This window comes from Streptomyces sp. NPDC020490, assembly GCF_044335305.1.
Classification (GTDB): Bacteria; Actinomycetota; Actinomycetes; order Streptomycetales; family Streptomycetaceae; genus Streptomyces.
Window position 1 is genome coordinate 87162 of sequence record NZ_JBIRUY010000015.1, and the last position, 12670, is coordinate 99831.

Sequence of the window (12670 nt, forward strand, 5' to 3'; positions counted from 1 at the left end):
CTCGCCAGGTCCCTACCGCTCACGCTAGCCTCAGCGGCCGACGACGGCGCGCACTGCGGACCCGAGGGGTGTCATGAACAGGCTGAACCGGGCGGACCGGACCGACCGCCCGTACGACATCGTGCTCTTCGGAGCCACGGGTTTCGTCGGGGCGCTCACCGCGGAGTACCTGGCCGCGCACGCCCCGGACGGGCTGCGCTGGGCCATCGCCGGCCGCAGCGACCTCAAACTGCGGCGGCTGCGGGACCGGCTGCCGACGGGGAACCCGATCGGCGTGCTGCGGGCGGACGTGTCCGACCCGGCCTCGCTGCGCGCGCTCGCCGGGCAGGCGCGGGTGGTGGCGACCACCGTGGGACCGTACGTGACGTACGGGGAGGAACTCGTCGCCGCGTGCGCCGACGCCGGAACGGACTGTCTCGACCTCACCGGCGAGCCCGAGTTCGTGGACCGGGTCTACGTGCGCCACGACGCACGCGCCCGGGAGACCGGCGCGCGGCTGCTGCACGCCTGCGGGTTCGACTCGGTGCCGCACGATCTCGGCGTGTATTTCACCGTCCGGCAGCTGCCGGAGGGCGTGCCGCTGTCCGTCGAGGGGTTCGTGACCGCGGACGCCGCCTTCTCGGGCGGCACGTTCGCCTCGGCGCTCAACCAGTTCGCGCGGGTGCGGCCGATGCTGGCCGCCGAACGCGACCGCCGGCACCACGAGCCCCGTCTGGTGGGCCGCCGGGCGATCACGTCGCCGGGCGCCCCGCGGTTCGCCAAGGAGGTCGGCGCGTGGGCGCTGCCGCTGCCGACCATCGACCCGCAGATCATCCGCCGGTCCGCGCGCGCCCTGGAGCGCTACGGCCCCGACTTCCGCTACCGGCACTACGCGGCCGTACGGCGGCTTCCCGTGGCGCTGGGCGGAGTGGCGGCCGTGGGCGGGCTCGTCGCGGCGGCCCAGCTGCCGCCCGTCCGGCGCCGGCTGTCGGACCGGCTCAAGCCCGGTGACGGACCGAGCGAGCAGAAGCGGGCCACGAGCTGGTTCCGCGTCCGGTTCGTCGGCGAGGGCGGCGGCCGACGCGTGTTCACGGAGGTCTCGGGCGGCGACCCCGGGTACGACGAGACGGCCAAGATGTTCGCCGAGTCGGCGCTGTCGCTGGCCCTCGACGACCTCCCGGCGACGGCCGGCCAGGTCACCACGGCGGTCGCCATGGGCGACGCCCTCACCGAGCGGCTGCGCAAGGCGGGAATCGTCTTCCGGGTGGCGGCCAGCCGGTGAGCCTCCGGCTGCGGGACCGGTGAGGTTCGGGGGGTGGCGGCCGGTGAGCCTCCGGGGCGGCCGGCCACCGGCGGCTGCAATCGGTGAGCTTCCAGGGGCGGCGAGCTCGCGAGCCGGTCACGGCGAGCTCGCGAGCCGGTCACGGCGAGCTCGCGAGCCGGTCACGGCGAGCCGAGAGCCGGTCACAGCGAGCTCGCGAGCCGGTCACGGCGAGCCGAGAGCTTCCGGGGCTGCGGACTGGTGAGCCACCGGCGGCTCCAAGTCGGTAAGCCACTGGCGGCTGCGAGCCGATGGGCTTCCGACGACGGCGGGCCACCGGCGGCTGCAGGCCGGTAAGAACCCTCCGCCCCAGGCCAGTAAGCCCGCGCCGCTGCGAGCCCGTGAGCTTCCGGCGGCTGCAGACCGGTGAGCCACCGGCGTCCGCGAGCCGGTGGCTTCCACGGGCGGCGAGCCCGGGAGCCGGCCGGGAATACCGGGGAGCCGTCTTCGTCGGGCCGCCGGGAGTGGCGGGCCGCTACAGGGACCAGCCCGCGACGGTGTAGACCATCCCGCATATCCAGCCCAGTCCCGCCGGCACGGCGAGGATCAGGGCTGCCGTCACGGCACGCTCGACGGGGCGGCCGGGGTCGGACAGGGGCTCGGGGGCGCGGTGCGTGGTCATGCCGCACAGCCTGCCGCCCGGGCCGGCCGCGCCACATCCGTACGGCTACTCAGACCCGGCACGCGGTACTCAGCCACGGCACGCGGTACTCAGCCGCGGCACGCGGTACTCAGCCACGGCACGCGGCACTCTGCACTCAGGCAGGTGGCGTCTCGCCGAGCGCGTCCGCGATCCGGGCCCGTACGGCCGGGTCGTCCGTGGCGGAGGCGAGCCGCCAGGCGAGGGGGCCTATCTGCCATCCCGCGTGGTGGTCGAAGTACGGAGGGGGCCCGGCCACGTTGTGAGCGACCTCGGCGACCAGCTCCGCGAGGCGGGACAGGACGCGCTGCTCGTCGGTGAGCCGCTCGCCTGCCGCGGCCATGCCCCCGTGGACCAGCTCGAACACCTCGCGTCCCCGGCTCCACCGGTCCCGGTCACGGGCGAGCTCCAGGGCGGCCGCCACCCCCGGCGCCGGGCCCGTCCCGCGCGCCGCCGCATCGAGCACCCGGCCCGCCCAGGACACCGGGTCGGGCCGGCGCTCGAACAGGGTGCGCCCCCACGACCGGGCCGGGTCCGCCGCCGCACGGTCGGTGACCGGCGGTTCCGGCGGCGCGGCCTCCCGCAGCGCCTGCCGGCACAGTGCGTCCGCCCTGCGGGTCGTCTCCGGCAGGCGGTAGCGCGGGGTCAGGGCCAGGGTGTGGGCGCAGGCGTTGTCCAGGCTCGTGCGGTGGCCGACGGAGACGAAGACCGGCTTTACGGCGTCCCGGGTGCGCAGGGCACGGCCGACCTCCTCGTTGCCGTCGAGCAGCGGGGAGGCGTCTCCGCGCCGCGCGCCCGGGTCGTCGTAGGTGAAGGCGAACGGGTTCTTGGCGACGCCGATGGTGGGCAGACCCGTCAGGACGCCGAGGTGGCTGGCGAGGCCGAAGCGGCGCGGGTGGGCGAGGCCGTAGCCGTCGCAGACGACCAGGCCCGGCTCGCGGGGCAGGGCATCGAGGGCGGCGAGGACCGTGGGGATCTCGCGGAAGGCGAGCAGGCCGGGGACGTACGGGAAGGAGATCCGCCCCACGGCCGTGGCCTCGGCGACGACCTCCAGGGTCGCCGCGTCCAGGGCGACGGCCGCCGCCGCGACGACGTCCCGTTCGTCGTCGTAGGCCACGTCGACGCCGGTGACCAGGCCCGTTCCGGGCGGGGGGCCGGGCTCGCCGAGGACCACCCGGGCCCGCAGCTCGTCCTGGACCGCACGCGCCTGCGCCTCTGTCGCGGGCCAGCCCGCGGGGATGCTCACCGTCATGATGCGCCCGAGCCTACGGGCCGGCGCACCGGAGCGCGTAGGCTCCTGATCATGTTCGTGATGGAGCTGATCTACACCGCCCCGCTCGAGGCCGTCGACGCGGAGCTGGAAGCGCACCGGGCTTGGCTGGACGTGCACTTCGCGAAGGGCGTCTTCCTCGCCGCGGGCGTCAAGAAGCCTCGCGAGGGCGGCGTGATCCTCGCCGTCGCCGACGACCGCGCGCACGCCGAGGAGATCGCCGCGGGTGACCCCTTCGTCACCGCCGGGGTGTGCGAGTACCGCATCACCGAGTTCGTCGCCGCCCGGACGGCGCCGGCGCTGGAGCAGTACCGGCAGCCGCCCGTCTGAGCCGGACCGCCGGTCAGCCCCTGTCTTCGAGGGCGCGCTGCAGCTGGCTCTTGTTCATGTCGGAACGGCCATGGACGCCTCGGCGCTTGGCCTCCTCGTACAACTGGTCGTAGGTCGGCCCCTGCGATCCCTTGCCCGACCGCCGGCCGCCCCGCCGACCGGACGACATGTCCTGGGTCGAGGTGCGGCCGGCCGTCTTGGACTCGCCGGAGCGCGCCCGTTCCTTGTTGACCGTCCGGGCCGCGATCTCCTTGGCGCACCCGGTGCTCTCGCCGCGGTCCTCGGCGCTCTTCTTGATGTGCTCGTACTGGCGTTCCCGCTTGGGACTCGAACCGCTCGGCATGTCGGGTCACTCCTTTCGCCGGGAGCGACCGGGTACCCACGTCACGGCCGATGCCTCACGTCCGAGGGCGCCCTCACTCCACCGGCCTCGAGGAGCGCGTTCGCACGCCGGCGCCGGGAAGGTGGGCCGGGTCACGTCCGTGCATGAAGGCGGTGACAGAGGTCACTAACTTTGCGTGCGTACTGAATGGACGATTCCGTCGTCTCTCTCAGTGCCCGGCCTCATCCGCCCGCCGAAGTTCGTTCCGCCGTCACAAGGGAGCAAGGCGTTGACCACCGTCATCGAGCAGCCCGTGGAGGCCCGCCTCGTCGCCGCGGCGCCGCGTATGCCGAGCATCCCCGCCGTGCTGCGGTACGACCGCGGCGACCCGTTCGCGGTCTGCATGACCTTCCCGGCCCCGGCCACCCTGGAGGGCGTGGAGGTCTGCTGGACCTTCTCGCGGGAACTCCTCACGGCCGGCCTCGATGGCCCGGAGGGACAGGGCGACGTGCGGGTGCGCCCGTACGGGTTCGACCGCACCGTCCTGGAGTTCCGCGCCCCCGAGGGCACCGCCGTGGTGCACGTGCACTCGGCCGACGTGCGCCGCTTCCTGCGGGCCACCGGCGAGCTGGTGCCGGTGGGCCTGGAGCACCTGCAGCTGGACCTCGACCACGACCTGGCCGAGCTGATACGCGACGCCTACTGACGCGCCGCCCGCTGACGCGCCGTGCCGTGTACCGACGCTATGCCTCCAGCGGCGGCGCCGCCGCCAGCAGCGAGTTGAGCTCGCCGTAGTCCATCCCGTCCGCCAGCGACCCGTACGTCCCCGCGCCCAGCAGCTCGCGTGCGGCGCGGCGGGCCAGCGCGTACGCGGCCTGGGCGATGGACGAACCGGCGCTCACGCGGGCGACGCCCAGCGCGGCCAGCTCGGCGACCGGGGGTGCGCCGGGGTCCGCCGTCACGTTCAGCGGCCCGTCGACGCCGTCGGCGAGCAGCCCGACCGTCTCCGGGTCGACGACCCCGGGGACGAAGATGCCGTCGGCACCCGCGGCGCGGAAGGCGGCGGCCCGCTCCAGGGTCACGTCCAGCCCCCCCGGCGCCCCGCAGGAAGGTGTCGATCCGGGCTTGACGAACAGCGGGGTCCCTTCGGCGTCGGCCGCCTCGCGCGCGGCGGCGATCCGCTCGGCCTGCTCGCCGACGTCACGCAGCGACCCCGCCGCCCCGTTCTCCCGCCGCGCGTCCTCGATGTTCACGCCGACCGCGCCCGCCGCGAGCACCGCGCGGACGGTGTCGGCGACCGCGGCGGCGTTCTCGACGTAGCCGCTCTCGATGTCCGCGCTGACCGGCACGCCGACGACCGCGGTGATGCGCCGGACCGCTTCCAGGGCCGGCGCCCGGTCCAGCCGGTCGCCGTCCGGCGCGCCGAGGGCCCAGGCGATTCCGGCGCTCGTGGTCGCGACCGCGGCGGCGCCCGCGTCCTGTGCGAGGACGGCGCTCGCGGCGTCCCAGGCGTTGGGCAGGACCAGGGCCTGTCCGGCGGATCAAGTCGGAGGAAACCGGCGGCGCCCTGCAGCCCACGTGAGCGGGGTCTGGTGCGTCCAGATGCAAGGCGGAGGAGGGAGTCGACGCGATGGGGGTCCCCCCGCGCGAGCGCAGCCGAGCGTGGGGGAGTCGGGGACCGACGACAACGCCGCAGACGGGCGTGCCAGACCCCGCGTCTCCGGCATGATCCGCCGGGCAGGCCCTAGCGGCCTGCCCGGGACGTGCAGGGCGCGGAAGGCGAGGGCGCGGTCGCGCAGGGGTGCGTCGTTCGTCATGCGTCCCATCCAACCAGCCGCGTCACGGCGGCGGCCGACGGGAATCCGACGGGTGCGTGGGCCCGTCAGTGCCCCGCCGCGACGGCCGCGGCGCGCAGCGCCGCGCACAGCTCCCGCACGATCCCCGCCGCGCCGCTGCGCTCCACCAGCTCCTCGACGCGCCCCTCGTAGCTCTCCACGCGCCCGTCCCCGTCGGCCGGGGCCGCCAGCGTGGGCAGGTCGGCCGCGGCCGCCAGCGTGGGCAGGTCGGCCGCGGCCGCGAGGGCGGTGGCGGCCGCCTCCTGCGCGGACACCGCCGTGAGCGGCCCCGCGAGAGTCCGGCGGGCCTCCTCCTGCAGGGCCCGTACGACGTCGGCGCGCCGCAGGACGTGGTCGGCGGCCGGGAAGACGCCGAGCACCCGTCTGCGTTCCGCCGCCAGGTACCCGTCGGCGGTCAGCTGCTGCCGTACGGCGTCCGCGGTCACGCGCGCGTGCAGCGTCACCCAGTCGCGCCACCGGTGCGGGCGGGACTCCCGGACCAGTTCCAGCAGCCCGTCGAGGACGGGGTCGTCGGTGAGGGCGTCCATGTCGGCCGGGGTGGCGATGCCGTCGTCGTCGAGCAGCAGGCCACGCTGGGCCAGTTCGGTGAGGGCGCCCGCCCGGACCAGCGGGGCGGTGCCGGCCACCTCGCCGGTGGCGGTGTCCCAGGCCAGCAGGTGGAGCCGGGCGGGCAGCGTGAGCGAACCGTGGGGCACGGGGTCTCCTTGGCGCGGTGGGGTCGGGTTGGGGCCGGGTGCGGTGCGGGGGCCGCGAAATTGCTTTGACAGCGTCCGAGGCCCGCTCATACCGTGCATGACGGTTCTGTTGTCGTCGATCGGAGAAGGACGTTGCTCGTCTGAGGTCCCGGGACACCGCGTCACACACCTGAGGTGTGTGCGCAGCGTGCGACCTCGGCGATGAGCCGTCCTGACGGAGCAGGGCCTTTCCTGTGCCCCGGTGCGCTCCCCTCCCGCCGTCGGTCGTCGGTGTCTCGATACGCGTCTGCCCCTCACCGCATCACGCAACCGCGAGGCCCGTATGTCTGCTTCCGTCACCTGTACGTCCCTGTCCTTCACCTGGCCCGACGGCACCCCCGTCTTCGACGGCCTCGATGTCGCGTTCGGCCCCGGCCGCACCGGGCTCGTCGGCGTCAACGGCTCCGGAAAGTCCACTCTGTTGAAGCTGATCGCCGGGCAGCTCACCCCGGCCGAAGGCGCCGTGCGGGTGACGGGCGAGGTCGGCCACCTCCCGCAGAACGTCACGCTCGACACCCGGCTGCGCGTCGACGAGGCCCTCGGCATCGCCGCGCGGCGCGCCGCGCTGCACGCCATCGAGGCGGGCGACACGGCCGAGGAGCACTTCGAGACGCTCGGCGACGACTGGGACGTGGAGGAGCGCGCGCTCGCCACGCTCGGCGAACTCGGTCTCGGACACATCGAGTTGGACCGCACGGTCGGGGAGGTGTCGGGCGGAGAGTCGGTGCTGCTGCGGCTGGCGGCGCTGTTGCTGCGCCGGCCGGACGTGCTGCTGCTGGACGAACCGACGAACAACCTGGACCTGTACGCGCGCCGGCGGCTGTACGCGGCCGTCCGGTCCTGGCCCGGTGTGCTGATCGTGGTCAGCCACGACCGCGAACTGCTGGACCTGGTCGATCAGATCGCCGACCTGCACGCCGGGGAGATCACTCGGTACGGCGGCAACTTCTCCGCCTACGAGGATGCGCTCGCCGCCGAACAGGAGGCGGCCGAGCGCATGGTGCGCGCCGCCGAGGCCGACGTCCGCAAGCAGAAACGCGAACTGGCCGACGCCCGGCTCAAGCTGGCCCGCCGCAAGCGGTACGGCCAGAAGATGTGGGACAACAAGCGCGAGCCGAAGATCGTCATGGGCGCACGCAAACGCGCGGCGCAGGAGTCCGCCGGCAAGCACCGCATCCTGCACGAGGAGAGGCTGGCCGAGGCCAGGGAGCGGCTGGACGACGCGGTGGAGGCCGTGCGGGACGACGAGGAGATCCGCGTCGACCTGCCGTACACGGCCGTTCCGCCGGGCCGCGGCGTCCTCACCCTGCGGGACGTGCGGCTCGCCCACGGCGCGTGCGTGGCCGGCAGCCTCGACCTGCGCGGCCCGGAGCGGGTGGCGCTGATCGGGCGCAACGGCGCGGGCAAGACGACGCTGCTGCGCACGGTCGCCGGGGAGCTGCGGCCGGTGTCCGGGGAGGTACGGGCGCATGTGCCGCTGCGGTTCCTGCCGCAACGGCTCGACGTGCTCGACGGCGAGCTGTCGGTCGCCGAGAACGTCGCCCGGTTCGCGCCGGGCGCCACCCGGAACCGGATCCGCGCCCGCCTGGCCCGCTTCCTGTTCCGGGGCGCGCGCGCCGACCGCAAGGCGGCGACGCTCTCCGGCGGCGAGCGCTTCCGGGCCACCCTGGCGGCGCTGATGCTGGCCGAGCCGGCGCCGCAGCTGCTGATGCTGGACGAGCCGACGAACAACCTCGACCTGGCGAGCGTGCGGCAGCTGACGTCGGCCCTGGAGTCGTACGAGGGGGCGCTGATCGTCGCGAGCCACGACCTCCCGTTCCTGGAGTCGATCGGCGTCACCCGCTGGCTGCTGCTGGACGGCGAACTGCGGGAGACCGGCCCCGAGCAGCTCGGGCAGGCCCTCGGCGGCGCGTCCCGGGAGGGGCACGACCCGGCAACGGGGGTTTTGCCCTGGCCGGACGGGGCTGCATGATGGCGAACGGGTGTCGCATCGGGAACACCGTCATCGACCGTCACCGACCGCCATCCACCGCCATCCACCGCCGACCACGGAGACCCGGACGTGCCCAGCAAGAAGGCCCTCATCCGCCGACCCGGCCCGCGCCTCGCCGAGGGTCTGGTGACGCACATCGAGCGGGAGAAGGTCGACGTCGATCTCGCGGTGCGGCAGTGGGAGGAGTACGCGGCGGCGCTCCGCGAGCACGGCTGGGAGACGATCGAGGTGGACCCGGCCGAGGACTGCCCCGACTCGGTGTTCGTCGAGGACACGGTGGTGATGTACAAGAACGTCGCCCTGATCGCGCGGTCCGGCGCGGAGTCCCGGCGCGCGGAGACCGCCGGGGTGGAGGAGGCCGTGGCCCGCCTCGGCTGCTCGGTGAACTGGATCTGGGACCCGGGCACGCTGGACGGCGGCGACGTGCTGAAGGTCGGCGACACGATCTACGTCGGCCGGGGCGGGCGTACCAACGCGGCCGGCGTCCAGCAGCTGCGGGCCGCCGTCGAGCCGCTCGGCGCGCGGGTCGTCGCCGTGCCGGTGAGCAAGGTGCTGCACCTGAAGTCTGCGGTGACGGCGCTGCCGGACGGGACTGTCATCGGGCACATCCCGAAGGTGGACCGGCCCTCGCTGTTCCCGCGCTTCCTGTCGGTGCCCGAGGAGTCCGGCTCGCACGTCGTGCTGCTGGGCGGCGGCAAGCTGCTGATGGCGGCGAGCGCGCCGAAGACGGCGGAACTGCTCACCGACCTCGGCCACGAGCCGGTGCCGGTGGACATCAGCGAGTTCGAGAAACTGGAGGGCTGTGTGACCTGCCTCTCGGTGCGGCTCAGGGAGCTGTACGCCTGACGGGTGAGGCCCCGACGGGGCTGATCAGGGCTCTTTACAGCGCGCTTAACCTACGGTTTCGTAACCTACGGCTTCGTAGCCTACGATTCCGTAGGTTCCCGCGCCGCTCGCCGGTCCGTCCCCCGTCGTACATCCCCCTGGAGTTTCCATGACGATCACTTCCCCTCACCTCGGCAGCCCTGCCTGGACCGACACCCGGCTGCTGCAAGCGCTGGAGGAAGTGGTCGAGCAGGAGCTGAACCGGCATCTGAAGGTCGCCAAGGACTGGATGCCGCACGAGTACGTGCCGTGGTCGGACGGCCGGAACTTCCCCGGCCTCTTCGAGGACGGCGAGGCCTGGGACAAGGAGCAGTCCAAGGTCACCGAGATCGGGCGCATCGCGCTGGTCGTCAATCTGCTGACGGAGGACAACCTCCCCAGCTACCACCACGAGATCGCCTCCCTCTTCGGCCGCGACGGCGCCTGGGGCACCTGGGTGCACCGCTGGACCGCCGAGGAGGGCCGGCACGGCATCGTCATGCGGGACTACCTGCTCGCCTCGCGGGCGGTGGACCCGGACAAGCTGGAGCAGTTCCGGATGTCCCACATGAGCGAGGGCTTCGAGTCGGACAACCGCCACTCGATGCTGCACTCGATCGCCTACGTGGCCTTCCAGGAGCTGGCGACGCGCATCTCGCACCGCAACACCGGCCACCAGTCCGGCGACCCCGTCTGCGACCGGATGCTGGCCCGCATCGCGACCGACGAGAACCTCCACATGGTCTTCTACCGCAACCTGCTGAAGGCCGCGTTCGAGCTCGCCCCCGACCTGACGATGCAGGCCGTGCGGGACGTCGTCGTGAACTTCCGGATGCCCGGGCACGGCATCCCCGGCTTCGAGCGGGCCGCCGCGCAGATGGCCATCGGCGAGGTCTACAACCTGCGCATCCACCACGACGACGTGCTCCAGCCCGTGCTGCGGTTCCTGAAGATCATGGAGATCGACGGCCTCGGCCCCGAGGGACGCCAGGCGCAGGAGGAGCTCGGCATGTACATGGGCGACCTGGACGCGGAAGCCCTGAAGTTCGACGAGAAGCTCGCCGCCCGCAAGGCCCGAATGGCGGCCCGCGCAAACGCCTGACCCCCACCGCGCGGGGCCGCCCCGGCTACGGGGCGACTCGGGCGGGGTGCCCGGGCCCCGGCCTGGGCACCACCCGTACGGGGCGCCCCAGCCCCCTGCGCAGGGGTGCCCCGTGCGGGAAGCCCCGGTCCCAGTGCAGTGGCGCCCCATGCCGGAAGCCCCGGCCCCAGTGCAGTGGCGCCCCATGCCGGAAGCCCCGGCCCCAGTGCAGTGGCGCCCCATGCCGGAAGCCCCGGCCCCGGCACCGGGCACCACCCGTGCGGGAGCCCCGCGCCCCCAGCGCGGGACGCCACCCGCCCACGACCTCGCGCAGACCGCGCAGCGATGGCCCCCGCCAGGGACGGGTACCCGTACGCCGGACACACGCCGTGTCGGTCACCCCAGCCCCGGCGCAGGGATGCCCCGTACGGGAAGCCACAGCCCCGGCGCAGGGCGCCACCCGCACGGGAAGCCCCCGCCCCCGCGCGGGGCGCCACCCGCCCGCGACCTCGCGCGGCGACAGCCCCCGGACGGGCGGCCGGGTTTCCGGTGGGCTGACCGCCCCCGGGGCCGCGCAGCCGGGCTGACGGCGGCGGGTCCGGTCCGGCGTACTCCGGACCGGCCGAGGCTGTAGCCCGGCAACAGCCCAGCACCGTAGCTCGGATCGCCTCTCGCGGGCCGCGGTGCGACGCGCCGTCGTCCGCGGGGCGCTGTCCGGGGCCGCCGGCCCCGGTGACCGTGGTCCCCGAGACGCGAACCCGCGGTGGCGGGTGTGTACGCCTGCCACCGGGACGTTGCCCGCGTCGCAACGCGCGCCCGCCCCGTACGGGAACCGCTGAAAGCGCGGGTGCGTGCGCCCGGCGCCGACCGCGCCGGGCGCCCCGCATCCCACCGCACGCCCCCGTATCGCGTGACGCTAGCGCGCAGCGCCCTCGCGGGGGGCGCGTCTGAGTTCCAGGCGTTCCTTTTCGGACAGGCCGCCCCAGACGCCGAAGCGCTCGTCGTTCCGCAGCGCGTACTCCAGGCAGGCGGGCCGCATCTCGCACATGCCGCAGATGCGCTTCGCCTCACGCACCGAGCTGCCCGGCTCGGGAAAGAAGAAGTCCGCCCCGGTCTGCGCGCACAGCGCCTGGGCCTGCCAGGCGAGGTCGGCCGGGGTGATCGTGTCGATGTGCATGGGCGTGATCGTGCCGCGTGCCGAAAAACGTTCGATCAACGCCCGATCAACGCCGTGCCGCGTGGCCTCCGGCCACCCGATGGTGACGCGCGCCGACCCGGTGGTGCACGGCGGCGCGCGGGAGGCGGCGGAAACCCGGAGGGACTCCGCGGTGACCCACGGTGACCACGGCCGGGCCCCGGCTCCGCCCGCTCCGCCCGCGGCGCCGCGGCAGCGGTTGTCGGTGCCCGGTGTCAGACTCGGCACAACACACAAGCGGGACCCTGGCGAGGAGGAGCAAGAATGCTTACCACCCGTTTCGTCACCGGCGCTCCGAACTGGCTCGACATCAGCACCTCCGACATCGACGGCGCCGCCTCCTTCTACGGCGGTCTCTTCGGCTGGCGGTTCCGTTCGGCGGGCCCCGAGGCCGGCGGGTACGGCTTCTTCCAGCTCGACGGGAGGACCGTGGCAGGCGGCATGCAGATCACCGCCGAGCAGGGTCCGCCCTTCTGGACGGTGTACTTCCAGAGCCCGGACGCGGAGGCCACCGCGAAGGCGGCCGAACAGGCGCACGGCAGGGTGCTCGCCCAGCCGATGGACGTGATGGGGCAGGGCCACATGGCCGTCCTCGCCGACACCGCGGGCGTCCCGTTCGGCATCTGGCAGCCCGGCGAGACCAAGGGCTTCGACGTGGCGGGCGAACCCGGCTCGCTGTCCTGGGTCGAGCTGTACACCCCGGACGTCGCCGCGGCCGCCGCGTTCTACCGCGCCGCGCTCGGCCTGGAGACCTCGGCGGCGCCCTTCCCCGGCACCACCTACTACACCTGCGTCAACCCCGCCGGGGCCGGTGAGGACGAAGTGTTCGGCGGCGTCGTCCCGCTGGCCGACGACCCGTCGGAGGACACCGCGCACTGGCTGCCGTACTTCGAGGTCGCGGACACCGACGCGGCGGTCGCCGCGGCGCGGGAGCTGGGCGGCACGGTCCGGGTGCCCGCCACGGACGTCGAGGGAGTGGGCCGCTTCGCCAAGCTCGCCGACCCCTACGGCGCCCCGTTCGCGGTGATCAGGAGCGCGCCGCCGCAGGCCTGAGGCGGCGCCGCCCGCCCGGGTCGCGGAGTGCG

Annotated in this window: 12 protein-coding genes and 1 pseudogene; 7 read left to right on the top strand and 6 right to left on the bottom strand. The window is 74.2% G+C overall.

Features of this window, described 5'->3' with window-relative positions; translation table 11 throughout:
- The first annotated feature begins 82 nt into the window (after positions 1-82).
- Positions 83-1261: a saccharopine dehydrogenase family protein gene (locus tag ACH4ZX_RS17770; protein WP_398273243.1), complete on the top strand. Its 1179-nt coding sequence runs from the start codon at positions 83-85 to the stop codon at positions 1259-1261.
- A 514-nt stretch (positions 1262-1775) separates the two neighbouring features.
- Here the strand turns inward: ACH4ZX_RS17770 and mmpA are convergent.
- Positions 1776-1922 (bottom strand): morphogenic membrane protein MmpA, encoded by a 147-nt coding sequence (gene mmpA / locus ACH4ZX_RS17775; RefSeq protein ID WP_398273086.1) that lies wholly within the window; start codon positions 1920-1922, stop codon positions 1776-1778.
- Positions 1923-2508: 586 nt separating this feature from the next.
- Positions 2509-3195, bottom strand: a pseudogene (locus tag ACH4ZX_RS17780) (endonuclease V); the annotation flags it as partial.
- Positions 3196-3243: 48 nt separating this feature from the next.
- On the opposite strand from ACH4ZX_RS17780, the gene ACH4ZX_RS17785 reads away from it, so the two are divergent.
- Positions 3244-3540, top strand: coding sequence for a YciI family protein (locus ACH4ZX_RS17785; RefSeq protein WP_398273088.1), 297 nt, complete (start codon positions 3244-3246; stop codon positions 3538-3540).
- A gap of 13 nt (positions 3541-3553) precedes the next feature.
- Here ACH4ZX_RS17785 and ACH4ZX_RS17790 read toward each other — a convergent pair whose 3' ends face one another.
- On the bottom strand, positions 3554-3883 hold the full coding sequence (locus tag ACH4ZX_RS17790) for a plasmid stabilization protein (protein ID WP_398273090.1): 330 nt from the start codon (positions 3881-3883) through the stop codon (positions 3554-3556).
- A 268-nt stretch (positions 3884-4151) separates the two neighbouring features.
- Between ACH4ZX_RS17790 and ACH4ZX_RS17795 the strand changes: the two genes are divergently transcribed.
- Positions 4152-4568, top strand: a complete 417-nt coding sequence (locus ACH4ZX_RS17795; protein ID WP_398273092.1) for an SsgA family sporulation/cell division regulator — start codon at positions 4152-4154, stop codon at positions 4566-4568.
- Positions 4569-4605: 37 nt separating this feature from the next.
- On the opposite strand, the gene ACH4ZX_RS17800 is transcribed toward ACH4ZX_RS17795, so the two are convergent.
- Both ACH4ZX_RS17800 and ACH4ZX_RS17805 read right to left on the bottom strand, forming a co-directional pair.
- Positions 4606-5388 (bottom strand): isocitrate lyase/phosphoenolpyruvate mutase family protein, encoded by a 783-nt coding sequence (locus ACH4ZX_RS17800; protein WP_398273245.1) that lies wholly within the window; start codon positions 5386-5388, stop codon positions 4606-4608.
- Positions 5389-5744: 356 nt separating this feature from the next.
- Positions 5745-6413: a GPP34 family phosphoprotein gene (locus ACH4ZX_RS17805; RefSeq protein ID WP_398273093.1), complete on the bottom strand. Its 669-nt coding sequence runs from the start codon at positions 6411-6413 to the stop codon at positions 5745-5747.
- A gap of 322 nt (positions 6414-6735) precedes the next feature.
- Here ACH4ZX_RS17805 and ACH4ZX_RS17810 point away from each other — a divergent pair, with 322 nt between their 5' ends.
- From ACH4ZX_RS17810 to ACH4ZX_RS17820, 3 genes are all read left to right on the top strand, one after another.
- Positions 6736-8424 carry an ABC-F family ATP-binding cassette domain-containing protein gene (locus ACH4ZX_RS17810; protein ID WP_398273095.1) on the top strand — a complete coding sequence of 563 codons (1689 nt, stop codon included), beginning with the start codon at positions 6736-6738 and terminating at the stop codon, positions 8422-8424.
- A gap of 90 nt (positions 8425-8514) precedes the next feature.
- Positions 8515-9291 carry a dimethylargininase gene (ddaH, locus tag ACH4ZX_RS17815; RefSeq protein ID WP_398273097.1) on the top strand — a complete coding sequence of 259 codons (777 nt, stop codon included), beginning with the start codon at positions 8515-8517 and terminating at the stop codon, positions 9289-9291.
- A gap of 148 nt (positions 9292-9439) precedes the next feature.
- Positions 9440-10411, top strand: a complete 972-nt coding sequence (locus ACH4ZX_RS17820) for an acyl-ACP desaturase (RefSeq protein WP_398273099.1) — start codon at positions 9440-9442, stop codon at positions 10409-10411.
- An 895-nt stretch (positions 10412-11306) separates the two neighbouring features.
- Here the strand turns inward: ACH4ZX_RS17820 and ACH4ZX_RS17825 are convergent.
- The gene (locus ACH4ZX_RS17825; RefSeq protein ID WP_398273101.1) at positions 11307-11567 is read right to left on the bottom strand and encodes a WhiB family transcriptional regulator; all 261 of its coding nucleotides are present in this window, start codon (positions 11565-11567) and stop codon (positions 11307-11309) included.
- A 282-nt stretch (positions 11568-11849) separates the two neighbouring features.
- Between ACH4ZX_RS17825 and ACH4ZX_RS17830 the strand changes: the two genes are divergently transcribed.
- Positions 11850-12638 (top strand): VOC family protein, encoded by a 789-nt coding sequence (locus ACH4ZX_RS17830; protein WP_398273103.1) that lies wholly within the window; start codon positions 11850-11852, stop codon positions 12636-12638.
- Positions 12639-12670: the final 32 nt, after the last annotated feature.